Consider the following 24,820-nt stretch of genomic DNA (forward strand, 5'->3'; position numbering starts at 1 on the left):
ACCCCTACCGGTCGATCGTCACCATGACGCGTTCGTTGTAGCGCTCGCCCGAGACCTTGCCCGGCGCCAGCGCGTCGTCGAGCGCCTGCATTGCGGCGGCGTCGAGCTTGATCGGTGCGGCGGCGACGTTCTCCTCGAGGTACTTTCGGCGCTTGGTGCCGGGGATCGGCACGATGTCCAGCCCGAGGTCAGTTCCCTTGTGCAGCAGCCAGGCCAGCGCGATCTGGCCCGGCTTGACGCCCTTGGCCGCCGCGATATCGCGGACAATCCCGGCTGCCTGAACGTTGGCGTCGTAGTTGGCGCCCTGGTAGCGCGGGTCGCCGCGGCGGTAATCGCCTTCCGGGTAATCCTCGGCGCGCTTGACGTCGCTGGTGAGAAAGCCGCGGCCAAGCGGCGCGAACGGCACCAGGCCGATGCCGAGTTCACTGAGCAGCGGGATGATCTCCGGCTCCAGATTGCGTTCCCACAGCGAATATTCGCTCTGCACCGCCGACACCGGATGCACGGCATGTGCGCGGCGGATGTTGGCCGCACCCGCTTCCGACAGGCCGAAGTAACGCACCTTGCCTTCAGCGATCAGTTTGCCAACAGCACCCGCCACATCCTCGATTGGCACCGCCGGGTCGACGCGGTGCTGGTAGAGCAGGTCGATATGGTCGGTGGCGAGCCGGCTGAGCGAGCCTTCCACCGCCTCTCGGATATGCTCGGGCCGGCTGTTGCGGTCGGTGCCGATTTGCTTGCCGTTTTCGATACGGAAGCCGAATTTGGTGGCGATCGTCACCTCGTCGCGCCGGCCCTTCAGGGCGCGGCCGAGCAATGCCTCATTGGTGTGCGGGCCATAGACTTCCGCCGTATCGAGGAAGGTGCAGCCGAGCTCGATGGCGCGATGCAGTGTGGCGATCGATTCCGCCTCGTCGGCCGGGCCGTAGGACTGGCTCATGCCCATGCAGCCGAGGCCGATCACCGATACCTGCAGCCCCTGGCTGCCCAGCTTGCGTGTGCTCAAGGTCATGGAAGAGATCTCCGGAAAAGCGTCAGGGTTCGTGTGCGTCAGGACGATATAGAGCGTTCGCTTAGTTTCCACAGTCGCCCGGCTGAGGGCTAAATCGCACGATCGCGTGAGCCGAAGAGGATCGCCGTCAGCCTTTCCTGGCAACCAGCAGCAAAGGCTCGCGCTCCGGCGTCGTCACCGAAAAGCCGGACGGGCCGACCGTGTCGAAGAAGCGGTGGAATATCTCGATGAAGACCCGCACGAAGAGCGGCTTTGCCGAACCGTACATGTCGGCGACGATCAGCGTCGGTGGCGGCAATTCGTCGAAGATCGGTTTTCGAACGATCTCGTCGCCATCGGCGGTGGCCCGGCCGATCGGCCGCATGTTGAGGATGGCCATGCCGAAGCCCGAGGCGACCGCCGAGCGGACCGTTTCATAGGAGCGCGTGCGAAAGCGCACCTCCGGTCGTTTGGCCAGCACGTCGAACAAGGTCAGGAGATAGGTTGCGGTGTGCGGCAGATCGAGCAAGACCAGCGGCCGCTCCGCCAGTTCCGCCAGCCAGATGCCGTCGCGCGCGGCGAGGGGATCATCGGCATTGAGCACGGCGTGCGCCGGTACCTTGCAGATGCGGGTGACGCTGTCGATGCCGATCGGCCCGATGTCGTAGAGAATGGCCAGGTCGATCTGGCCGGCGACAAGCCGTTCCTGAAGCTGGACCTGGTCGGCCTCGACCAGGTCGATCTCGACATCGCCGACGCTATCGAGATAGCCGCGCAGCATTTCCGGCATGAATAGCGCGCCGAACGGCTCGAAACAGCCGATGCGCAGGACTTTCGGCACGCGGCCGCTGAGATCGCCGATCGAGCGGTTGAACTCCGTTTCCGCCGCCAGCATGACGCGGGCTGCTGCGACGAAGCGTTGGCCGGCCGGCGTGATGGAGACGCCGCGCGCCGGCCGCCTGTCGAAAATACGCGCCCCCATCTCGGCCTCGGCCAAGGTGATCGCCGCCAGGATGGAGGATTGCGAGATGTAGAGCGACTTGGAGGCCGCCAGCACGCTGCCGAGACGGGCGACCTCGCAGACATAGCGCAATTGCCGGATTGTCAGGTTCATAGAAAATCCAATTGTTGCATTTAATAGCGCATGTTACTCGCAATAATACATTTTGTGGAAATGAAGAAACCCGCCAGACTGCCTCTGCTGACAAGGCTGCCGAAAGAGTGGCCATGGAACGAGGGGTTCGAACTGCATGCCGAATGGGATATCTCCCATTGCCGACGCCGATGATCTGTGCCGCCTGAGCGCCGCGGAGCTTAACGTTGCCTATCGCGCCGGATCGCTATCGCCCGTCGAGGTGACGATGGCGGCGCTTGCCCGCGCCGAAGCGATCAATCCGCTTTTCAACGCCTTCACCATGATCGATCACAAGGCTGCGATCGAGGCCGCCAGCGCCTCCGAAAAACGCTGGCGGGCAGGCGAGCCGCTGTCGGCGGCCGACGGCATACCGACGACGCTCAAGGACATCGTCTGGGTCGAGGGCTGGAGCGTGCGCTATGGCAGCAGGACCACGCCGGCTGCGCCTTGCGACAGGGATGCGCCCGCCGTTGCCCTGCTGCGCCGAGCGGGCGCTGTCTTCATTGGACAGACGACGACGCCCGAATTCGGCTGGAAGGCGATCACCGACAGCGGGCTTTGCGGCATCACGCGCAATCCCTGGAATGCCGAAAAGACGCCCGGCGGTTCTTCCGGCGGCGCGGCGGTGGCGGCCGCCACCGGAGCCGGCGTCTTCCACCTCGGCACCGATGGCGGCGGATCGATCCGTATCCCGGCCTCCTTCACCGGCATCGCCGGACTGAAGCCGACCTTCGGCCGCGTGCCGGCCTATCCGTCGAGCGCGTTCGGAACCGTCGCCCATATCGGGCCGATGGCGCGGACCGCGCAGGATCTTTCGGTCATGGCGCTGGCGATGTCCGGTCGCGATCTCAGCGACTGGCAGCAAGGCGGGGGAACGCTGGCACCGCTTGGCCGCATCGAGGCGACACTGCAAGGGGCCCGGGTCGGCTACTGGTCGAAGCCGCCATCCGGCGTGCTGGATGAAGAGATCGCCGCCGCCGTGTCCCACGCGCTGACGTATTTCAGCGCGTTTGGCGCGACGGTCGAACCCATTGATCTCCCCGGCGGCGATCTGCTCGATCTATTCCAGTCCCATTGGTTCACCGGTGCCGCTGCGCGTCTGGCGCTGATCCCTGAGAACGAACGGGCAGGGATCGATCCGGGCTTCCTCGAGATTGCCCGGGCCGGGGCGGCGTTCGACGCCAAGGCACTGGTCGCCGCACAGTTACAGCGCGGCGAATTCGGCGCCGCCATGGATCGGCTGCTCGACACCTATGACTTCATCGTCTCGCCGGGGACATCGGTTCCGGCCTTCGATGTCGGGCTTGAAGTTCCCTCAGGCAGCGGCCTGTCGCGCTGGACGGAATGGGCGGCGTTCAGCTATCCAATCAATCTCAGCCAGCAACCGGCCTGCGTCATCCCTTGCGGCATGACGGCGGCGGGCCTGCCGGTCGGCTTCCAGATCATCAGCGCGCGCGGCGACGATGCCCGCGTGCTTTCGGCAGCGGCCGACCTGGAAGCCGCCTTTCGGCCGCTGACGCAAGCGTTTCGCCTGAAGGATTTCGCCTGACCTATTTCGCATAAAGAACAGACCGTAACCGACGACAAAAAAGGGGAATTTTGCCATGATCAACAGACGTGCAATGCTGCAAGGGGTAGTCGGCGCGGGAGCTGGCGCTGCTCTTCTTGCCGACATGAACAATGCGGCGATCGCCCAGGACGCCACGCCCATTCCGGTCGGCTCGGCCCTGCCGATGTCCGGCATCGCCGCCGCCGACGGCATCGAGTTCAAGAACGGCCTCGACCTCGCCGCCGAGGAGATCAATGCGGCGGGCGGCATTCTCGGCCGGCCTGTCGAAATCCACATCGAAGACACCAAGGAAATGGGCGCCGACCTGGTCAGCCAGTCGATGCAGCGCCTGATCGATCGTTTCACGGCCCCGGTCATCATCAACGGCTACAATCTCGGCACCAACATGATCGAGATGGACGTCGCCGCCGACAATGACGTCATCATGATGCACTACAACACGCTGATTTCGCACAATGAGAAGTTCAAGACCGACCCGGCCCGCTACTACAGTTCCTTCCAGGGCGATCCGCCGGAATTCTGGTATGGTCCCGGCTGCCTGAATTTTCTCAAGACGCTAGCCGCGGACGGCAAATGGAAGGCGCCGAACAAGAAGATCGCCATCATCCCGTCGGCCAATGAATATTCGATCGTCATCGCCAATGCGATCCGCGACAAGGCCGCCGAATATGGATTCGAGGTTAGCCTGTTCGAGACGGTTCCGTTCCCGACCAACCAGTGGGGTCCGACACTGGCGAAGCTCCGGCAGGATCCGCCGGCGGCGATCCTGGTCACGCATTTCCTGCCGCAGGACCTGGCGCAGTTCATGGTCCAGTTCCTCGCCGAGCCGATCAACAGTCTGATCTATATGCAGTACGGGCCGTCGCTGCCCGCGTTCCGCGAGATCGGCGGCGAAGCGGTCAACGGCGTCGTCTATTCGACGGTGATCGGCTGCCTGCCGGACGATTTCTCCAAATCGTTCCGCGAGAGTTACCGGGCGAAATTTGGTCCGAACTCGGCTTACATCACCGGATCGCAGACCTATGACGGCCTATGGATGTGGGCGCTTGCGGCGGCAATCGCCGGCGGTCCGGGCGAGCCGTTCAACAAGGAGCAGACCACCAAGGTGGCCAATGCCATGAAACGCTTGGTCTATCGCGGGGTCAACGGCACCTACCGGGCCGATCCGGCGGGTCAGTCGGCGTTCTGCTACCCGACGCAGGTGGCGGATCCGTCGCTCGGCATGCCGCACCAGTTCCTGCAGCATCAGGATTACAAGACCGATCCGAAACTGATCGCGCCGGTGCTCTATGCAACGGACAGCTTCATCCTGCCGCCATGGATCAAATGAACCGGAACGTAGAAATGAAACGAACGAAACCGGCGGGCCATGGCGCCCGACCGGTTGCCATCAGGTAAACAACAGTGCCAGGCAAACGAGATGACTGAGGCCGCGGGCCCGATGCTGGTTTGTGACGGCGTCGTCAAACGGTTTGGCTCGCTGGCCGCCGTCGACGGCGTGTCGATGGTGGTCAATCCGGGCGAGATCGTCGGCATTGGCGGGCCGAACGGCGCCGGCAAGACGACTTTTTTTGATGTCGTGACCGGGATCACGCCGGCCAGCGCCGGCCGCGTGCATTTCGGCGACGCCGACATTTCAACTTTGGGAGCCGACCGCATCTGCCAGCTCGGCATGGCCCGGACCTTCCAGCTCAATGCCGCCTTCGATAGCTTGACGGTTCGCGAAAACATCGAGATCGCCGCCTATTTCGGCCGCCAGCGGCGCAGGCTGGCCGGCTTCCGCCTCGGCGAGGATGTCCGGCAGGCAACAATGGAGGCGCTGGATTTCGTCGGACTTGCGGGCAAGGCTGAAGAGACCGTGGCGCGGCTGCCGGTGCTCGACCGCAAGCTCCTGATGATCGCCGGTGCCATCGCCACCAAGCCGAAGATGCTGTTCCTCGACGAGCCGGTCGGCGGGCTCAACGTCGCCGAGATCGACCAGATCATGGCGATGGTGCTGAAATTGCGCGATCAGGGACTGACTATCGTGCTGATCGAGCATGTCATGCGCTTTCTCCTGGCGCTGTCCAGCCGCGTCATCATCATGCACCACGGCAAGGTGATCTTCGAGGGCAGGCCGGACAAGGTGGCCGAGGACCAGACCGTCGTCGAAACCTATCTGGGACAAGGCACGCAGAAGCGGCTGAAGAAATTCTTCGACGACCAGGCCGCAACGAGCCCGGTCGAGGGGGCGCAATGACGAGCGCAGCCGCCAAACCGCCCGTCCTGCAGCTCGACGCCATCGTCTCCGGCTATGACGGCCTTGAGGTGCTCAAGGGCATTTCGCTGACCGTCCGTGCCGGAGAATTCGTCACCGTCGTCGGCCCGAACGGCCATGGCAAATCGACGCTTCTCAAGACGATCTCCGGCCTCGTGCCGCTACGCGGCGGGCAGATCAGCATCGACGGCCAGCGCCTGTCCGGAAAGCCACACGAAACGGCGATGCTGGGCGTCGCCCACGTGCCGCAGGGCGACATGCTGTTTGCGCAGATGAGCGTGCTCGAAAACCTGCTGATGGGCGCCTATCTGGCGCCCGACAAGGCCGAGATCAAGCGCCGGCTGGACGAGGTCTACACGCTTTTGCCGAAGCTCGCCGACCGCCGCGACCAGGTCGCCTCGAGCCTGTCCGGCGGCGAACGGCGCATGGCCGGCATCGGCCGCGGCCTGATGATGGGCGGGCGCATCCTGCTGATCGACGAGCCGTCGCTCGGGCTGGCGCCGCTGATCATCGACCAGGTTTACGGCGTCATTGCCGAACTGAGCAAAGCCGGCCGGACGATCCTCCTCGTCGAGGAGAACCCGGCGCGGGTCGAGGACCTCGCCGACCGCCTGCACCTGCTCGACGACGGCGCTATCGTCTGGTCGGGCAAGCCGGCCGAACTGATGGCGCGCGACGAACTCCTCGCAACCTATCTTGGAGGCTGACGCCATGACCGACGTTCTCATGGCCATTCTCGTCGCCGGCTTCACCTCCGGCGCGCTCTATGCGCTGGCGACGGTCGGACTGTCGCTGGTTTGGGGCTCGATGGGCATGCTCAACATGGCCCATGCGGCGATGCTCACGCTTGGCGGCTATGTCGCCTTTACGGTGATCACCTCGCTCGGCCTGCCGATCGCGATTGGCTTTGCCGGCGCCATTCTCGTGGGCGCCGCGGCCGGTGCGATCCTTTATTTTGCGATCGTGCGCAATCTGTTGAAGAACGACAAGTCGACGTTCGAAGCCAACGTCATGATCGCCACGGTCGGCATCGGCATTGCGCTGGAGAATGCGATCCTGCTGACCTACGGCGGACAGCCGCTGAAGCAGCCGGTCTCGATCTCCGGCGCCTTTCGCCTCGGGCCGCTGACGCTGCCCTGGCAGAACCTTTTGATCATCGCGGTCGTCGTCGTCATGATGGTGGTGGTCTCGCTGGCGCTCGGCCGGACGCGGATGGGTCGTGCAATCCGGGCGACGGCGCAGAACCGCGATGCGGCCCAGCTCATGGGCGTCGCCGTCAACCGCGTCTATCTGCAGGTGCTGATGCTGTCCGGCGCGCTCGCCGGCATCTGCGGCGTGATGGTCTCGTCGATGACGCAATTGTCACCGCCGCTCGGCAACGATCCGATGCTGAAAGCCTTCATCATGTGCGTCGTCGCCGGCCTCGGCAATCTGCCGGGCGCCGTCGCCGCCGCGCTTGGCCTGGCGCTGCTCGAATCCTTCGTCCAGTACGCGCTTGGCGCCCGCTGGGGCTTTCCGTCGCTGCTGTTCGTGGTCATTGCCGTGCTGATCTGGCGACCGTCCGGCCTCTTCGGCCGCGCCGAAATCCGGCGCATGTGAGGGCACCATGACAGACACCAGATCCATGTCGCGCATGTCCCGCTCAGCCAGGACCGATCTTGCCATCAGCCTGGTGCTGATCGCTGCGGCGGTTGCGCTGCCCTTCATGATCGACAGCCGCTACATTCTCGGCCAGATCGTGCTGGCGCTGTTTTATGCAACGATCGCATCGCAGTGGAACCTTTTGTTCGGCTTCTCCGGCATCTTCTCGCTGGCCCAAATGGCGATCTTCGCCTTCGGCGGCTACGCGACGGCGATGTTCTGCTTCTATTTCGGCTGGAATGTGTGGGCAGCGCTTGTGCCCGGCGCGCTCGGCGCCGTGCTGTTCTCGCTCGTCGTTGGCCTGGCCTGCCTGCGGCTGACTGGCGTCTATGTGGCGCTGCTGACCCTAGCGATTGCCCAGACGATGTATCTGCTGATCGTCACCGACACCGAGTGCTTCGTCATGGTTGGCTCGGTCTGCCGCCAGTTCACCGGCGGCGCCGTCGGCTTTGCCCGGTTCGGCGATCTTGGCACCAGGGCATTGCTAAGAGCGCAGTGGCTGGTCGGTAACTACGCGATCATTGCGGTGCTGTTCGGCATCACCATGGTCTTCACCTACGCAATCGTCAAAAGCCCGATCGGCCTCGCCTTCCGGGCGCTGAAGGACAATCCCGGCTATGCGGTGGCGCGCGGCGTCAACCGCTTCCAGGCGCAGCTTCTGGTCTTTGGGATTTCCGCTTTCTTCACCGGGCTGGCCGGCGGCTTCTATGCCGCGCATTTCCAGGCGATCGGCCCCGGTGTGCTGTCGATGTCGCAGCTGATGTTCATCATCGCCATCGTCGTGGTCGGCGGTGTCGGCACGTTCTGGGGACCGCTTGTCGGCACCGTGGTGCTGGTCCTGGCCGACGAGCTGATGCGCGAGAGCGGCGAGTTCCGCACGCTCGGCCTCGGCCTGATCATCGCCCTGTCGGTGGTGCTGATGCCGAAGGGGCTGGTCGGCCGCTTTGGCGATCTTGTCCGCTGGCTGGCGCGCAAGCGCAGCGGCCCAACGAACAGCAAGCCAGTAGTGAGCAACATTGTGCAAAGCCCGGCTGCGGCCGGAAAATGAGAGACCGACGATGTTCGACACGATCATAGTGGGTGCCGGCTCGGCCGGCTGCGTGCTGGCAAACCGGCTCAGCGCCGATCCTGGCCGCAAGGTGCTGTTGCTGGAGGCGGGACGCGAAGCGCCGCTCGCCTCGGACGTGCCGTCGGACTGGCCGACCATGTTCAACACCGCCGTCGATTGGGGCTATTACACCGAGCCGCAGGTCGGCTGCCGCGGCAGGCGGGTGTTCTGGCCGCGCGGCAAGATGATCGGCGGTTCCGGCGCGCTGAACGCGATGATCTATATTCGCGGCCTGCCGTCCGACTATGATGGCTGGGCCGCCATGGGCTGCCCCGGCTGGGCCTGGGAAGACGTGCTGCCGGTGTTCAAGGCCAGCGAAAGCAATGCCGAGCTTGGCAATGATCCGCTGCATGGCGCCAACGGGCCGCTGCATATCGGCAATGTCGGGCATGTCGATCCCAACGAGCTCGCCTGGATCGAGGCCTGCAAGGCCGCCGGCTACCAGCACAATCGCGATTTCAACGGCGTCGAGCAGGAAGGCGTCGGCCTCTTCCAGTTCACCATCAAGGACGGCGAACGCTGGGGCACAGGCAAAGCCTATCTGCGCCCGGCGCGGCAACGTCCCAACCTCACGGTGAAAACCGGGGTGCTGGCGACGGGCCTGATCGTCGAGAAGGGCCGGGCCAAAGGCATCCGCTATCTGGTCAACGGCGTGCCGGAGACTGCTTTTGCCGACAGCGAGGTGGTGCTGTCGTCGGGCTCGATCGGCAGCTGCCAGCTGATGCTGCTTTCCGGCATCGGCCCGGCCGACGAACTCAGGAGCGTCGGCGTCGATCCCGTCCACGATCTGCCGGGCGTCGGCAAGGATCTGCAGGACCATATCAACATTCCGATCACCTTCTACACCAAGGACAAGATCGGCGTCGGCGCCTGGACCGACGAGACGCTGCAGCGCGATTTTGCGGAGTGGCAGACATCGCGCAGCGGCCCGCGCTCCTCACCCTGGGTGGCGGCCGGCGGCTTCGTCAGGAGCCGACCGGATGTCGAACCGGACCTGCAGCTTTATGGCGCCATCAGCCCGCATCGCGACTATGTGCGGTTCCTGTCGTCGAAGCCCGGCATCACGCTGCACACCACGCTGCAGCGGCCTGACAGCCGCGGCGAGATCCGCCTGCGCTCGGCCAATCCCATCGAATATCCGGCGATCGACCCGCGTTACTTCGCCAGCGACGAGGACGGCTCGGATATCGCCACGCTGGTAGAGGGCATTCGCATCAGCCGCCGGATCGCGGCGCAGTCGCCACTCAAAGAAATGCTGGTCGGGGAAATCACGCCAAGCGCCGAATGCGAAAGCGATGCCGAGATCGCAGAGTACATTCGCGGTCACTGCACGACGCTCTACCACCCGACCAGCACCTGCCGGATGGGCACCGACGCCATGGCCGTCGTCGATCCCGCGTCGATGAAGGTGCATGGGCTGGACGGGCTTTGCATCGCCGACGCTTCAGTCTTTCCAAAGATGGTTTCCGGCAACACCAACGCGCCGACGATCATGATCGCCGAACGCGCCGCATCGATGATCCTAGGAGGATAAGAAACAACATGGCGACGGGTTGGAACTTCCATGAACTCTATCTCTGGCACGAGACCGGCAATGCCGCGCTGTTCTTTCAGCCGAGCCTGACCATCGAGCCGGGCGAGCATGCCGAGAATGCCGCGACCAAACGCCGGTTCCGCAACCTGATGGAGGTTTCGGGCCTCACCGAAAAACTGTCGAAGATCGCCTCGGTCGCGGTAAGCGAGGACGATCTCGCCCTGTTTCACGATCGCGACTACATCCGCCGCATCAAGACGCTCAGCGACGAACGCGGCGGCGATGCGAGCTATCTTACCCCTTTTGGCCACGGCAGCTATGAGATCGCCTGCCTGGCGGCCGGCGGCACGGCGGCAGTGATGGATGCGGTGCTGAGCGGCGTTGTCGACAATGGCTACGCGCTGGTGCGGCCGCCCGGTCATCATGCCGAACGCGCGCAAGGCCTGGGCTTTTGCTTGTTCGGCAATATCCCGGTCGCGATCCTGAAGAACCGGGCCAAACATGGCTTCGAGCGGGTCGCCACCGTCGACTGGGACGTCCATCACGGCAACGGCACCCAGTCGGCGTTCTATGCGGACCCGTCGGTGCTGACGATCTCGATCCACCAGGACGGGCTCTATCCGCCCGACAGCGGGTTCCACAATGAACGCGGCGGCGGCAGGGGCGAAGGTTACAATATCAACGTGCCGCTGCCGGCCGGATGTGGTCACGGCGCCTACATGTCGGTATTCGAACGCATCGTGCTGCCGGCGCTCACTCGTTACAAGCCTGACTTGATCGTCGTGCCATCGGGCTTCGATGCATCGGCGGCCGATCCGCTGGGGCGCATGATGCTGCATAGCGGCAGCTACCGCGAGATGACGCGGCTGCTGATGCAGGCGGCGGACGATCTCTGCGGCGGGCGGCTGATGATGTCACATGAAGGCGGTTATTCGGCCGCCTACGTGCCCTATTGCGGGCTGGCGGTGATGGAGCAATTATCGGGCATCAGGACTGAAATAGACGACCCGTTCCTGCCGGTCTTCGAAGCCTATGCGGGCCAGCTCCTGCAGCCGCACCAGGCGGCCGCCATCGCCAGGGCGGAGGAATTGGTGGGCGGTATCGGATAGTGGATGTGAGTAGTTCCGGGAGCGCTCATCGCCCCGGCGCAGCTTGCCCAATGTCATGCGGCGGCGGCGGCTTCGAAAGCTGACTCTCCCGGGCTGGCTGAGTGAAAAAGGTGGCCTGATCATCCCAAATTGACACGACAGCCGGTCTCGGCCATCCTTATACCAGCCGTGTTTTTCCTGCGGCAGTGTGTGTGAGCGAGTTATGGCCAGTTCCGTCACCAGCCAGAAATCCAAGCGCGCCGCGGTGCGCAAGGCGCTCGACCGTCACAAGGTCTATATCACCGCACAGAGCTTCTCCGCCGGCGCCTACAAAGCGCGTGTCCTCGTCGACGGCGAGGCCTACTGGGTCGACGAATTCCGGCTGAGCCAGCTCCAGCAGGGTCTGTCGCCGGCCGAGCTCGAATTGACGCCGGCCGCCGACGATTGAGCTGGGTGAGGCACGACATCGGCCCGCCGCATGCTGACAAAATGATTCAAGCGATGTGCGTCAAGTCCTTGTTTTTGCGCAGCCGACGCATCCCGCCTGGCATGCGGACATGACCCCAAAACTCAAGGCCTATCGCGCCAAGCGCGAATTCAGCAAGACGCCGGAACCCGTCGGCGGGCTGGTTGCCGGAGAAGGCAATCGCTTCGTCGTCCACAAGCATCACGCCACCGCCGACCACTACGACCTGCGCCTGCAGGTCGGCGATGTGCTGAAGAGCTGGGCGGTGCCTCGCGGCCCGTCGCTCAACCCAGCCGACAAAAGGCTCGCGGTCGAGACCGAGGACCATCCGCTCGAATATATCGACTTCGAAGGCGTCATTCCCGAGGGCGAATATGGCGGCGGGCCGATGATCGTCTGGGACACCGGCACCTGGGCGCCGATGGACGACGTCGAAAAGAGTTTGCGCACCGGTTCCTTCAAGTTCCGACTGGCCGGCGAGAAACTGAATGGCGGTTGGATGCTGGCGCGGCTGAAACCGAAGCCCGGCGAGGATGAGGGCAAAAAGAACTGGCTGCTGTTCAAGGAGCGCGATCTCGCCGCCGACGCCAAGCTCGACATACTGGAAGCCCGGCCGGAAAGCGTCAAATCGGGACGGCGCATCGAGGAGCTGGTGGCAACGCCGAAGCCTGCCGCAAGGCCTGTGAAACCGGTCGTGCTGAAGCCCGGCGCTTTGCCGGGCGCCGTCAAGGCGCCGGCGCCCGCCCGCATCGAGCCACAGCTGGCGACGCAGGTTCCGAAGCCTCCGGGCAGTGAACACCCCGCGGAAAAAACGCGCGAAGTCTGGCTGCACGAGATCAAGTTCGACGGCTACCGCACCATGGCGCATCTGGCCAAGGGTGAGGTGCGGCTGATCACCCGCGCCGGCATCGATTGGACCAAGCGCTATGGCGACCTGCCGCATGCCTTCGCCAGGCTGCCCTGTCGCGAGGCTGTTATCGACGGTGAGATCGTCGTGCTCGACGCCAAGGGCATCAGCCGCTTTGCCCTTTTGCAGGACGCGCTGGCCGAAGGCGCCGGCAACAAGCTGCACTTCTATGCCTTCGACCTGTTGTATCTCGACGGCTGGGACCTGAGAAAAGCGCCGCTCGGCCGGCGCAAGGCGTTGCTGTCGCAGTTGCTGTCCGGCCTCGGTGCCAACTCCGCCATCCAGTTCAGCGATCATGTCGAAGGCGACGGGCAGGGGCTCTATGACCAGGCCTCCGAACTGGGGCTGGAAGGCGTCGTCTCGAAACGCGCCACGGCAACCTACCAGAGCGGCCGCACCAAGACCTGGACCAAGACCAAGGCGCTCAAGTCCGACGACTTCGTCATCGCCGGCTACACCACCTCCGACGCGGCCGAGGGGCTGGCGGCGCTAGGCATGGCCGAATTCGAGGACGGCGAATTGCATTATCGCGGCAAGGTCGGCACCGGCTTCGATGCCGCGACAGCAGGCGAATTGCTGGCCCGGCTGGAGCCGCTGCGCGCCGGCGCGTCGGCGCCCGAAGGGGTTCCGCGCGAGATCATGCGCGAGATGAACTGGGTGCGGCCGCTGCTCTCGGCCCGCATCCACTATGCCAACCGCACAGCAGACAATGCGCTGCGCCACGGCGTGTTCCGCGGGCTCAGGGATGTCGGCCTGTCGACGCCGGTTTCGGCCAAGCGCAAGCGGCTGATCGCTGAGGCCGACCTCGCCACGATCTGGGTGACCAACCCGACGCGGCGGCTGTTCGGCAAGACCGGACCGACCAAGCTCGATATTGCCGTCTACTACGCGCTGGTCGGCGACTTCATGCTGCCGCATATTCTCGGCCGCCCGGTGTCGCTGGTGCGCTGCCCGACCGGCAAGCCGCAGGACTGTTTCTTCCAGCGCCATGCCTTCACCGGCATGCCGCCTTCGGTCGTCACATTCGAGGCGACCAATTCCGAGGGCGAGACCAAGTCCTATCTGTCGGTCGAGGGCGCCAAGGGCTATCTGGCGCTGGCGCAGTTCGGCGTCGTCGAGTTCCATACCTGGGGCACCCACCGCACGCGGCTCGACAAGCCCGACCTGATCGTTTTCGACCTCGACCCCGGCGAGGGCATCGCCTGGCGCGAGGTGGTCGAGGCGGCAGTGCATATCAAGGGCGAGCTGGAGGCGATGGGGCTGGTGCCGTTCGCCAAAACCTCGGGCGGCAAGGGCATCCACATATCAGTGCCGGTGACGCAGAAACAGAACTGGAAGAAGCTACACCAGGCGACCAGCGCCATTTCTTCGGCGGTGGCCGCCTCCGCGCCCGACACGTTCACCACCACCATGGGCAAGGACAACCGCAAGCGGCGCATCTTCATAGACTACCACCGCAATGCGCGCGGCCACACCTCGGCGGCACCTTACTCGCTGCGCGCCCGCACAAACCTGCCGGCCTCGACGCCGGTGAGCTGGTCCGATCTGGAATCCATCGACGCTCCGGAAGATTTGAATTATTCTTCGCTGCCGGGCCTTCTGGCCAGCTCCGGCGATCCCTGGGCCGACATGGAAGATTTCGCTAGGGATTTGCCGGTATTGTAGGTGGGATGTAGGTTTTGCGCAGCGCCGTTCGTCCTTTGGACGAAGCGCTGCAAAAGTTCGACAGTGCACGGCCGCGTAGGAGAAACTCATGGCGCCCAGGGCAAGTTGGAAAGGTTACCTCAAGCTCAGCCTCGTCAGCTGTCCGGTCCGGCTCTATCCGGCGACGAGCGCGAGCGAGCGCATCAGCTTCAACCAGTTGCACAAGAAGACCCACAACCGCATCAACATGAAGCCGGTCGATCCCGAGCTCGGGCTGGTCGAGCGCTCGGACCTCGTCAAGGGCTACGAGTACGAGGACAAGCAGTACATCATCATCGATGATACCGACCTCGACGCGGTGCGCATCGAATCCAATCATACGATGAACATCGAGGCCTTTGTCGACGAGGGCGAAGTCGACGTGATCTATCAGGACGCGCCCTATTATCTGGCACCCGATGGCGCGATGGCCGAGGAAACCTTCGCCGTGCTTCGCGAAGCGATGCGCCAATCCGGCAAGCTGGCGATCGCGCGGCTGGTGCTATCGAGCCGTGAACGCGTGGTGACGATCGGCGCGCGCGAGAACGGCATGTTCGTCTGCACGCTCAGGAATCCCAACGAAGTGCGCGGCACGGCTGAATATTTCGGCAACATCCCGGCCGGCAAGCCAGACCCGGAAATGCTGCAGTTGGCCGAAGCGCTGATCAAGCAGAAGGAAACCACCTTCGATCCGAAGAATTACGAGGACCGCTACGAGATCGCGCTGATGGCGATGATCCGCGAGAAGCTCAAGGGCCACAAGCCGATCATCGCGGCTGCGCCCGAACGGGGCAATGTCATCAATCTGATGGATGCGCTGAAGGCGAGCCTGTCGCAATCGGCCAAGCCGCCCGCCAAGTCGAAGAGCAAGGCCGATGAGGCGGCGAAGCCCGCGGCCAAGAAGGCGGCAGCAGGCGGTGCTGCCAAGGAAAATCCGCTGAAGGCCAATCTGCTGAAGGCCGTCGGCAAGAGCAAGGCGTGACGGTCCCCGCCGGCGGCATCTTCGGCGTCGTCGGCGCGCTGGCGGCGTTTCCGCTTCGGCTGGCCGCGCGTGAGGTCGCGCGCCAGCAGGGCCAGTTGCGACGCGGCGTCAACAGGCGCACCAGCCATGTGGTGTTCGGACGCATTTATCTCGCCAAGGCCGGGGATGCCGAGATCGAGCGCCGCGTCGCGGCCGAGCGCGCGACCGGCCGTAAGCTGATCAGCGAGAACGGCTTTTTGCGCCTGCTCGGGCTGATGAAGGCGCCGGAGGCCTCGGCCCTGTCGCGGCAGTCGCTTCTCGACCAGTCACGGCTGGCCGCATCCGACCTTGACCTGTTGTCCCTTTTCGACGCCTTCGAGCATGATGGCGAACCCTATTCGTTTCGCGACCTGATCCTCGCACGCAAATATGCCGGGCTGGTTGCTGGCGGCGCTTCGTGGGGGGCGATCGCGCGCTCCGTGCACCGCTCCGGCCCGGTCGCCTCGCTCACCGCCAAGTCACTCAATGTCGGCTCGCAGCATGGGCGCGCAGACGCGATCTATCTCGAGGGCGGCCAGAGTGAACTGGACGGCCAGCTGCTGTTCGATCTGGGGTCGCCGGATGACGACACGCTGGAAGAATTGTTCGCCGACGCCGAAGCCGCGGAAGAGGCTGAACACCACGAGCAGGCGGCGGCACTCTACCAGCGCTGCCTAGCCATCGACCCGAGCGATGCGATTGCCGCCTTCAACCGCGCCAACTGCCTGCGCGCCGTTGGACGCGCAGCCGAGGCGGCGCATGACTATGCCCGCGCCATCAAATGTGATCCCGGTTTTGTCGAGGCATGGTTCAATTTGGCCGGGCTGATGAGCGACCAAAGCCGCGAGGCCTCCGCGCGCCGGCATCTGCAAAAGGCGATCGCGCTCGATGCCAATTATGCCGATGCGGTGTTTAATCTTGCCCGGCTGGAGTTCGACGCCGGCAACCTTGCCGAGGCACGGCGGAACTGGTCGCGCTATCTCGAGCTCGACGCCAGCTCCGAATGGGCACGCATGGCGGCCAAGGGGATACAGTTCGTCGATTTGCAGCTGGCGCAGAAGTCGGCGGGGTGAGGCGATGGCGCTCCCTTCTCCTCTTGTTGTGGGAGAAGGTGGATCGGCGCATTGGCGCCGAGACGGATGAGGGGTGCTGGTAGAAATGAGACGTTGGTATTCCGTCCAACACCCCTCATCCGACCGAGCTTCGCTCGGCCACCTTCTCCCACAAGGGGAGAAGGGGTCGTCAACGTTGGAGTTCCAATGACCACCTTCCTCTTCGACGGCCCCGAAACCGCCCCCCTCACCATCCTGCTCGCGCACGGTGCCGGGGCGCCGATGGATTCGGCTTCGATGGCTGCGACAGCCAAAGCACTTGCCGCAGCCGGCTTCCGCGTCGCGCGCTTTGAATTCCACTACATGGCCGCCCGCCGCTACGGCCACCGCAAGCCGCCGCCGCGCGCCGAGACGGTGAATCCCGAATACATCAAGGCGATCGCCGACCTCAGGGCGAAGGGCGTGAAGGGGCCGCTCATCATCGGCGGCAAGTCGATGGGCGGACGCGTCGCCTCGATGATCGCCGACGAAACGTTCGCCGAAGGCAAGATCGCCGGGCTGCTCTGCCTGGGCTACCCTTTCCATCCGCCGGCCAAGCCGACGCAGTTGCGGACAAAACATCTCGCAGGGCTGAAGACGCCAACACTAATCTGCCAAGGCACACGCGACGAGTTCGGAACGCCGGACGAGGTCGCGACCTACGATCTTTCCGACCGCATCGAGATGCTGTGGCTGGAAGACGGCGACCACGATCTCAAGCCGCGCAAGAGCATCTCCGGCTTCTCCACTGCCGATCATCTGAGGACCGTGGCCGATGCGGTGAAGGCGTGGACCGAGCGCATCGTGCGCTGAAGCAGGCTGATGAAGATCGCCACGTTCAACATCAACAACATCAACAGCCGGCTGCAAAACCTGCTGGCCTGGCTGGCTGTCGCCGAACCGGACATCGTCTGCCTGCAGGAGCTCAAGGCGAGGCAGACGCAGTTTCCGCGCACCGCGCTCGCGGATGCCGGCTATGGCGCGGTGTGGGTGGGGCAGCCGACCTGGAACGGCGTCGCCATACTCGCGCGGGGTTCAGAGCCGGTGCTGACCCGCGAGGCGCTGCCCGGCGACGAGGCGGACCACCAGGCCCGCTACATCGAGGCGGCGGTCAACGGCATCGTCATCGCCTGCCTCTATGCGCCAAACGGCAACCCGCAGCCCGGTCCGAAATTCCAGTACAAGCTCGCCTGGCACGAGCGCCTGAACGCGCATGCCGCGGAATTGTTCGACACCGGGCTGCCGGTGGTGCTGGCCGGCGACTACAATGTCGTGCCCGAGCCGCGCGACATCTACCCGACCCGCTCCTATGACGACAACGCGCTGGTGCAGCCGGAAAGCCGCGCCGCGTTCGCGGCGCTGCTCGACCAGGGCTGGTTAGATGCGTTGCGCAAGAAGCACCCCAGCGACACGCTCTACACATTCTGGGATTACCGCCGCAACCGCTGGCCGCGCAATGCCGGCATGCGCCTCGACCACATCCTGCTGTCGAAGAAGCTGGCGCGTCGGCTGACCGGGGCAGAGATCGACCGCGACGTGCGCGGCGAGACCGGCGCCAGCGACCACGCGCCGGTGTGGGTGGAGTTGCGGTGAGGGGGGAGAGCCAATCTCCCTGTGGGGGAGATTGGCTACTATCAGAAGGACATCGACAAGCCCGGCGCTGACCGGCATCATTGCGGGCGAAGCGGATAGCGGCCCGAGGGGAGCCCGATGAACAGGTTTGTCGACAGGCTGCTTGCGGTGCTGCTGCTGGCGATCGGCTTGCTCTGTTTCACACGTGTGTATTTCGCGCTGGGCGGCGAGGGCGCCGGCGAAGGCTTCGCGTCCGTGCGCCTGGCTTTGGTCGGGGCGGCGGGCGTTTGCTCAGCCCTTGCAGCCCTGCTGTTCTGGGCCGGCCTGTTGCCGGGCCGATCGACGCAAGATCCGAAGGTGCCGCTGTTCGGCAGGGGTGCCGAAACGCAACCCGCCGGACGATCACGCCTGCGGAAGATCTTCGTCGTCATTCCGTTCCTTGCCGTACTCGCTTTGGTGGCCGACCAACTCGGCCCCTGGTTGCGACAGCCACAGGACGCCGGCAAAAGCCTGACCGCCGAGCAACCCGCGCCGAGCACGCCGAAGGGCGAAGACGTCGCCAGCGCGGAACCGGTACAGCCGCCGGCTCCTGCCTCGCCATCCGAGATCGCGCTTGCCCCACCCGCCTCACCGCCGGAGGCTGCTCCAGCCCCGCCACCGCAGACTGTTGCGCCGCTGCCCCAGGCTCCGCCGCCGCAGCCGACGCAGGCGGATGGCCACCGCGAGCCCGTCGTCTGGCTGGCAGTTGCGCCTGACGGGCACTCGATCCTGAGCGCCAGCACCGACCGCACGATCAAGCTCTGGGATATCGAGGGCAAGCGCCTGATCCGCACCCTCGGCGTCCACAAGGACATGGCGCGGACAGCGCTTTTCCTGCCCGATGGGGCGCGGGCGCTGACGGCCGGCGACGATGGCGAGATCGTGCTGCGCCAGCTCTCCGATGGCGCTGTGCTGCACGTATTCTCGTCAGGCCAGAACGGTGGCGTTAACAAGCTCGCGATCAGTCCCGACGGCAAACGTGCGGTCAGCGGGCACGACATCGGCAGGGTCATCGTCTGGGATATCGAGAAAGGCTCGGTGCTGTATGTGATGCCGGGGCACGACTGGTCGATCAGCGGGATCGCCGTCTCGCCGGACGGCACACGCGCGATCAGCGGCAGCATCGAGGGCACGCTGAAGCTATGGGACATCGGCACCGGCAAGCAGCTGCGCAGCTGGCACGGGCATGAGCGCGGCCCCTATGGCGTGGTGTTCATGGCCGACGGGCGCCATCTGATCACCGGCAGCGGCGACTATACGATGAAGCTTTGGGATCTCGACGTCGGTCGCGAAGTCCGCCGCCTCGATGGTCATTCGGGTACGGTCTATGCGCTGGCGCTGTCGACCGACGGCAAGCGGCTGCTCTCCGGTTCGCTCGACGGCACGGCACGGCTGTGGGACGTGGAAACCGGCAACGAGACCGCCCTGTTCGACAGCCGGTCCGGCCCAGTCTACGCGGTGGCATTCGCCGCCGACGGCACGGTGCTGACCGGCGGCTACGACCGCACCATCCGGGACTGGCCGGCAGGCGGCGGTGACGCGGTAGCGCTGTTTCCGGGCGCGCCGGAGTGATCGCCGTAAGCTCCTCCGCGCAGATTAGTTTCGAGGGCAAACGCGACCTGTACAAAATCGGCCCAAGGCCCCATCGTCGCCCAGGGTGTAGGGACCGAACATGACGAATCTCCACTTCGTCGAGGCGTCGATCGAACAGTTGCGGCGGGCGCTGGAGGCCGGCACCGTCACCAGCGTCGAGCTGGTCGGCGCCTGCCTGCGCAGAATTGCGCACTACGACCGGCATGGCATCACCCTCAACGCCGTTCCCGTGCTCAATCCAAAGATGTTCGAAGAGGCGGACGCGTCCGACCGGCGCCGCCGGGACGGCGCGACGCTCGGGCCGCTGGACGGCATCCCCTACACCGCCAAGGACAGCTATAAGGTGGCGGGCTTGTCGGTGGCCGCCGGCTCGCCCGCTTTCGAGCACCTCACCGCCAACGAGGACGCCTTTACCATCGGAAGACTGAGGGCCGGCGGCGCGGTGCTGATCGGGCTGACCAACATGCCGCCGATGGCCAATGGCGGCATGCAGCGCGGCGTCTATGGCCGGGCGGAAAGCCCCTACAATGCCGACTGGCTGACCGCCGCCTTCGCCTCTGGATCGTCGAACGGCTCCGGCACCGCGACCGCCGCCAGCTTCGCCGCCTTCGGGCTGGGCGAGGAGACATGGTCCTCCGGCCGGGCGCCGGCGTCGAACAACGCGCTGGTCGCCTACACGCCGTCGCGTGGCGTCATTTCCGTGCGTGGCAACTGGCCGCTGGTGCCGACGATGGACGTGGTGGTGCCGCATACGCGCAGCGTTGCCGATATGCTCGAACTGCTCGACGTGATCGTCGCCGACGACCCGAACACCAGGGGCGATTTCTGGCGTGCGCAGCCCTGGGTGGCATTGCCGAGGAGCTCGGCCGTGCGGCCGCCGCGCTACGCCGGACTCGAGCCGGAGGGGGCGCTGCAAGGCATGCGGCTCGGCGTTCCTCGCATGTATATCGGCCGCGACACGGAGGTTGACGTTCCGATCCAGACCCGCGCGTCGGTGCTCAAGCTGTGGGAGCAGGCGGCAGCGGATTTGCGACGGCTCGGCGCGGATGTGGTCGAGGTCGATTTTCCCGTCGTCTCCAACTACGAGCGCGACCGGCCGGGCACAAAAAACATGGTCGATCGTGGGCTGGTTCAGGAAGAATTCGCCGAGCGCGAGATATGGGACCTATGCATTTCGGCTTGGGACGATTTCCTGCGCGCCAATGCGGACCCTGCCATCCCCGATCTCGCCTCGGTCGACGGCGCAAAAATCTTTCCTCAGCCGCCGGGCACGCTGCCGGACCGCTATGACGACAGTTTCGATCTGGCGGAATATGCCGAGCGAGCCATGCGCGGCGTCACACCGTTCGAGGCCATTCCCGAGCTGGAGGCCGGCTTGAAGGGCCTGGAGGCGACGCGGCGGATCGATTTCGAGGACTGGCTCGACGCGCAAGGGCTCGATGCGGTGGTGTTTCCCGCCGTCGCCGATGTCGGGCCGGCCGACGCGGATGTCAACGAGGCGTCCGCGGCACTTGCGTGGCGCAACGGCACCTGGGTCGCCAACGGCAATCTTGTGCCGCGCCACCTGGGTATTCCGACCGTCACCGTGCCGATGGGCACGATGGCCGATATCGGCATGCCGGTCGGCCTCACCTTCGCCGGCAAGGCTTATGAGGATACGAAACTGCTTCGGCTGGCTGGCGACTTCGAGCACGCTGGCCAGCGCCGCACCCGGCCGCCGCGCACGCCGGAATTGGCCGACGATGTCTTTGCCGCCCGGCATGGCGACATCACGACCAAGGATGTGCCGGTGACCGTCACGCTTGCCGCCGAGGCGCGGCATGCGGGTGGCCAGGACGAGATAACAATCACGCTTGATGTGCATGGCGAGGCCGGAGCCGAGACCAGCGTGAAAATTCATGTCAACGGCGAGCCTGTGGCCATGCAGCGGACCGGCGCGCGCTTCACCGGGCGTGCGGTCGTACCGGCTGCCACGCACCAGGCGATCCACAGCGTCTGGCGCGGCTCGTACGGCTCAATCGTCACCGCCGTCGTGCGTCTTGAGGACGGACGCGTCGCCGGCGCCTATGCGGAGACGGGAGGGATTGGGTAACATCGCGCTTCGGCTGGTGCCACGGCATCCAGCGCAGCGTCTGCGGCCAGTCTTTCAATCCGCGTCAATCCGGCTTGCAGGGGTCGGCTTTGGCCGCTGCCGTCTTTTCGCCCTCCTGCTGCGCTTCGACATCCTGCTGCGAAGTGGCAAGGTTTTTATCCCCACCGCCTTCCTGGTTGGCAAGCGGCATGGTGTTGGCGTCCTTGCTGGCCGGGCCGCCCTCGACCCTGTTGCCGGTATTCGCGTCGGTTTCGAGGGGCGCACGCGTTGCGTCTTTTGCGATGCCTGATTGAGCTTCGATCGATGCGGTCGTCTCATGGCAAGTGGCGCTTGCCGTGCCGGCGGTCAGGCCGATCATAGAGGTGGCGAGCAAAATAGCGGTTAGCGTCTTCATCTCATCCTCCTTTCGGTGTTTGAGCCTATCTTTCTAAACTGCCGGCGATATCCAAGGTTCCGCTAATTCAGTTCGAACTCGATCTGAACGCTCAGCGGATCGTTCCGGCATCTATCTGGCCGGCATCTATCTGGCGACGTATTCCCATTGATTTGCGGGCTTCCGCAGGCGCGGCCTATCGCGTATTGGGCCAGGGAAAATCCCTTGGGCACGCGTGAAAAGTATGATTCGACTGGAAAGCATCAGCAAGCAGAACGGCCGGCAGATCGTCTTCATTGAAGCCTCTGCCTCCCTGCAGAAGGGCGAGAAGGTCGGGCTGGTCGGCCCCAACGGCGCCGGCAAGACGACGCTGTTTCGCATGATCAACGGTGAGGAGCAGCCCGACGAGGGCCAAGTCTCGGTCGATCGCGGTGTCACTATTGGCTATTTCAGCCAGGATGTCGGCGACATGGAAGGCCGTAGCGCTGTCGCCGAAGTGATGGACGGCGCCGGGCCGGTGAGCGAAGTGGCAGCCGAGATGCGCGAGCTCGAAGCCGCCATGGGCGACCCGGAGCGATCAGGTGAAATGGACGCCATCATCGCCCGCTATGGCGACCTGCAGGCGCGGTTCGAGGAGCTCGACGGCTATGCGCTGGATGGCCGCGCCCGCGAGGTGCTCGACGGCCTCGGCTTCAGCCAGGAGATGATGGACGGCGACGTCGGAAAGCTTTCCGGCGGCTGGAAAATGCGCGTGGCGCTGGCCAGGATTCTGCTGATGCGGCCCGACGCCATGCTGCTCGACGAGCCGAGCAATCATCTCGACCTGGAAAGCCTGATCTGGCTGGAGCAGTTCCTGAAAGGTTACGACGGCGCGCTGCTGATGACTTCGCACGACCGCGAGTTCATGAACCGCATCGTCAACAAGGTGGTGGAGATCGATGGCGGCTCGCTGACCGCTTACTCCGGCAACTATGAATTCTACCAGCAGCAGCGGGCGATCGCCGACCGGCAGCAGCAGGCGCAGTTCGAGCGCCAGCAGGCGATGCTGGCCAAGGAGATCGCCTTCATCGAGCGTTTCAAGGCGCGCGCTTCGCATGCCGCCCAGGTGCAGAGCCGGGTGAAGAAGCTGGAGAAGATCGACCGCGTCGAGCTGCCCAAGCGCCGCCAGAAGGTGTCGTTCGATTTCCAGCCGGCGCCGCGCTGCGGCGAGGACGTGGTGACGTTGAAGAACATCCACAAAAGCTATGGCAGTCGCTCGATCTATGAGGGGCTGGATTTCCAGGTGCGCCGCCGCGAGCGCTGGTGCGTGATGGGCATCAACGGCGCCGGCAAGTCGACGCTCTTGAAGCTGGTGGCCGGTGCTTCCGAGCCGGACAATGGCACGGTGGCGCGCGGGCCCAGCGTCAAGATGGGCTATTTCGCCCAGCACGCCATGGAAGTGCTGGAGGGCGAACGCACCGTGTTCCAGACGCTGGAGGACGCGTTTCCGCAGGCCGGCCAGGCGCCGCTCAGGGCGCTTGCCGGCTGCTTCGGCTTTTCCGGTGACGAGATCGAGAAGAAATGCCGGGTGCTGTCGGGTGGCGAGAAGGCGCGGCTGGTGATGGCCTTGATGCTGTTCGACCCGCCCAACCTTCTGGTGCTGGACGAGCCGACCAACCACCTCGACATCGCCACCAAAGAAATGCTGATCACGGCGCTCTCGCAGTATGAGGGCACCATGCTGTTCGTCTCGCACGACCGGCATTTCCTGGCAGCGCTGTCGAACCGGGTGCTGGAACTGACGCCCGAGGGCATTCAAACCTATGGCGGCGGCTATACGGAATATGTCGAGCGCACCGGGCAGGAAGCGCCGGGGCTGAGGAGCTGAGGCGCAGGCCCGACGCTGCCGCTCACCGTCACTCAAACCCTCGATTCCGGAGAGAAAGCCACCGGCTGCTCAGCCGCGTATCACAATTTCGCGCAGCGGATCGCCGCCGTCGATGAACAGCCGGCCTTGCGCCGTCAACGCGGCCTCAAGCCGTTGCAGGGCGATTTTTCCTGCCTTGGGATGACGCCCGTCCAGTGCGCCGACGCGCACCGCAACGGCAATGTCGAAGGGCTTCTCGTCCGCCTCTAGGTTGAAGTCCTCGATAGCGACCTGACGAAGGCTCAGCCGGCCCGCTGCAATCTCGGCGCGCGAGGCGGCCCTGGCCTGCGCGATGGCCTTGGCCGAGCGGTCGATCGCCAGCACGTGGCCGTCGCCAATCCGGCGTGCGATCTCGCGCGCCGCAGCACCCGGTCCGCAGCCGATCTCGAGCACCCGCATGCCCTGCCGCAAAGGCAGCGCATCGACGATCGCCAAAAGCCTTGGCGACAAGTCGTTCGCCATTCCTCTTCTCCAGCCTTTCCCTGAGCCGAGATTAGCGACCATGGCTGGCGACGGGAAGGCCGACACCTGAGGGGACATCGTCGATGTGTTCACCGCCGGTGGGCGAGGCCCCTTGATCGATATCGAAAAGGCCGACGATCGGTCGACTTTCTCAACTGCCGCGACAGGAACAGTGGGGGGCACTTAAAGCAGGGCTTCCCGGACCAAGCCCGGAGCGGCCCGGCGTCGTTGGCCTGAGGGGGGGACTGGCGCCGAGCCTAACCGGTTGGGGGGTAGATCACCGGCCAATTTAGATACATACGCTCAAGCTAA

Annotated in this window: 21 protein-coding genes; 17 read left to right on the forward strand and 4 right to left on the reverse strand. The window is 64.8% G+C overall.

What is annotated here, in order from left to right:
• Positions 1-4 precede the first annotated feature (4 nt).
• Complete coding sequence (locus tag EJ075_RS21845) at positions 5-1,012, reverse strand: aldo/keto reductase (RefSeq protein WP_126105703.1); 1,008 nt, start codon at positions 1,010-1,012, stop codon at positions 5-7.
• Positions 1,013-1,139: 127 nt separating this feature from the next.
• Positions 1,140-2,105 (reverse strand): LysR family transcriptional regulator, encoded by a 966-nt coding sequence (locus tag EJ075_RS21850; protein ID WP_126105704.1) that lies wholly within the window; start codon positions 2,103-2,105, stop codon positions 1,140-1,142.
• A 136-nt stretch (positions 2,106-2,241) separates the two neighbouring features.
• On the opposite strand from EJ075_RS21850, the gene EJ075_RS21855 reads away from it, so the two are divergent.
• The 16 genes from EJ075_RS21855 to EJ075_RS21930 all read left to right on the forward strand — a co-directional run bounded on the left by EJ075_RS21855 (position 2,242) and on the right by EJ075_RS21930 (position 21,767).
• Entirely contained in the window at positions 2,242-3,675 is a 1,434-nt protein-coding gene (locus EJ075_RS21855) for an amidase (protein ID WP_126105705.1), read from the forward strand.
• Positions 3,676-3,730: 55 nt separating this feature from the next.
• Positions 3,731-5,026 (forward strand): ABC transporter substrate-binding protein, encoded by a 1,296-nt coding sequence (locus tag EJ075_RS21860; protein WP_126105706.1) that lies wholly within the window; start codon positions 3,731-3,733, stop codon positions 5,024-5,026.
• 90 nt (positions 5,027-5,116) lie between these two features.
• Positions 5,117-5,935, forward strand: a complete 819-nt coding sequence (locus EJ075_RS21865; RefSeq protein WP_126105707.1) for an ABC transporter ATP-binding protein — start codon at positions 5,117-5,119, stop codon at positions 5,933-5,935.
• Positions 5,932-6,660 (forward strand): ABC transporter ATP-binding protein, encoded by a 729-nt coding sequence (locus tag EJ075_RS21870; RefSeq protein WP_095482747.1) that lies wholly within the window; start codon positions 5,932-5,934, stop codon positions 6,658-6,660. Before EJ075_RS21865 ends, EJ075_RS21870 begins: the two co-directional genes overlap by 4 nt.
• Positions 6,661-6,664: 4 nt before the next feature.
• Positions 6,665-7,552, forward strand: a complete 888-nt coding sequence (locus EJ075_RS21875) for a branched-chain amino acid ABC transporter permease (RefSeq protein ID WP_126105708.1) — start codon at positions 6,665-6,667, stop codon at positions 7,550-7,552.
• A gap of 7 nt (positions 7,553-7,559) precedes the next feature.
• The gene (locus EJ075_RS21880) at positions 7,560-8,642 is read left to right on the forward strand and encodes a branched-chain amino acid ABC transporter permease (protein WP_126105709.1); all 1,083 of its coding nucleotides are present in this window, start codon (positions 7,560-7,562) and stop codon (positions 8,640-8,642) included.
• A gap of 10 nt (positions 8,643-8,652) precedes the next feature.
• Entirely contained in the window at positions 8,653-10,236 is a 1,584-nt protein-coding gene (locus tag EJ075_RS21885; protein ID WP_126105710.1) for a GMC family oxidoreductase N-terminal domain-containing protein, read from the forward strand.
• Positions 10,237-10,244: 8 nt separating this feature from the next.
• Positions 10,245-11,345 carry a class II histone deacetylase gene (locus EJ075_RS21890; protein ID WP_126105711.1) on the forward strand — a complete coding sequence of 367 codons (1,101 nt, stop codon included), beginning with the start codon at positions 10,245-10,247 and terminating at the stop codon, positions 11,343-11,345.
• A gap of 202 nt (positions 11,346-11,547) precedes the next feature.
• Positions 11,548-11,772 (forward strand): hypothetical protein, encoded by a 225-nt coding sequence (locus tag EJ075_RS21895; protein ID WP_126105712.1) that lies wholly within the window; start codon positions 11,548-11,550, stop codon positions 11,770-11,772.
• Between the two features lie 109 nt (positions 11,773-11,881).
• Positions 11,882-14,362 carry a DNA ligase D gene (gene ligD, locus EJ075_RS21900; RefSeq protein ID WP_126105713.1) on the forward strand — a complete coding sequence of 827 codons (2,481 nt, stop codon included), beginning with the start codon at positions 11,882-11,884 and terminating at the stop codon, positions 14,360-14,362.
• A gap of 88 nt (positions 14,363-14,450) precedes the next feature.
• Positions 14,451-15,362: a Ku protein gene (locus EJ075_RS21905; RefSeq protein ID WP_126105714.1), complete on the forward strand. Its 912-nt coding sequence runs from the start codon at positions 14,451-14,453 to the stop codon at positions 15,360-15,362.
• Positions 15,359-16,453: a tetratricopeptide repeat protein gene (locus EJ075_RS21910; protein ID WP_126105715.1), complete on the forward strand. Its 1,095-nt coding sequence runs from the start codon at positions 15,359-15,361 to the stop codon at positions 16,451-16,453. Before EJ075_RS21905 ends, EJ075_RS21910 begins: the two co-directional genes overlap by 4 nt.
• Before the next feature lie 186 nt (positions 16,454-16,639).
• Complete coding sequence (locus tag EJ075_RS21915) at positions 16,640-17,284, forward strand: alpha/beta fold hydrolase (RefSeq protein ID WP_126105716.1); 645 nt, start codon at positions 16,640-16,642, stop codon at positions 17,282-17,284.
• 9 nt (positions 17,285-17,293) lie between these two features.
• On the forward strand, positions 17,294-18,064 hold the full coding sequence (locus EJ075_RS21920) for an exodeoxyribonuclease III (protein ID WP_126105717.1): 771 nt from the start codon (positions 17,294-17,296) through the stop codon (positions 18,062-18,064).
• 117 nt (positions 18,065-18,181) lie between these two features.
• Positions 18,182-19,654 (forward strand): WD40 repeat domain-containing protein, encoded by a 1,473-nt coding sequence (locus EJ075_RS21925; RefSeq protein ID WP_126105718.1) that lies wholly within the window; start codon positions 18,182-18,184, stop codon positions 19,652-19,654.
• Between the two features lie 100 nt (positions 19,655-19,754).
• The gene (locus tag EJ075_RS21930) at positions 19,755-21,767 is read left to right on the forward strand and encodes an amidase (protein ID WP_126105719.1); all 2,013 of its coding nucleotides are present in this window, start codon (positions 19,755-19,757) and stop codon (positions 21,765-21,767) included.
• A 64-nt stretch (positions 21,768-21,831) separates the two neighbouring features.
• On the opposite strand, the gene EJ075_RS21935 is transcribed toward EJ075_RS21930, so the two are convergent.
• The gene (locus EJ075_RS21935) at positions 21,832-22,161 is read right to left on the reverse strand and encodes a hypothetical protein (RefSeq protein ID WP_126105720.1); all 330 of its coding nucleotides are present in this window, start codon (positions 22,159-22,161) and stop codon (positions 21,832-21,834) included.
• 223 nt (positions 22,162-22,384) lie between these two features.
• On the opposite strand from EJ075_RS21935, the gene EJ075_RS21940 reads away from it, so the two are divergent.
• The gene (locus tag EJ075_RS21940; RefSeq protein WP_126105721.1) at positions 22,385-24,007 is read left to right on the forward strand and encodes an ABC-F family ATP-binding cassette domain-containing protein; all 1,623 of its coding nucleotides are present in this window, start codon (positions 22,385-22,387) and stop codon (positions 24,005-24,007) included.
• A gap of 69 nt (positions 24,008-24,076) precedes the next feature.
• Here the strand turns inward: EJ075_RS21940 and EJ075_RS21945 are convergent, their stop codons facing one another.
• Complete coding sequence (locus EJ075_RS21945; protein ID WP_126105722.1) at positions 24,077-24,508, reverse strand: methyltransferase domain-containing protein; 432 nt, start codon at positions 24,506-24,508, stop codon at positions 24,077-24,079.
• Between the last annotated feature and the right edge of the window lie 312 nt (positions 24,509-24,820).

The sequence above is a fragment of the Mesorhizobium sp. M6A.T.Cr.TU.016.01.1.1 genome (assembly GCF_003952585.1).
Classification (GTDB): Bacteria; Pseudomonadota; Alphaproteobacteria; order Rhizobiales; family Rhizobiaceae; genus Mesorhizobium; species Mesorhizobium mediterraneum.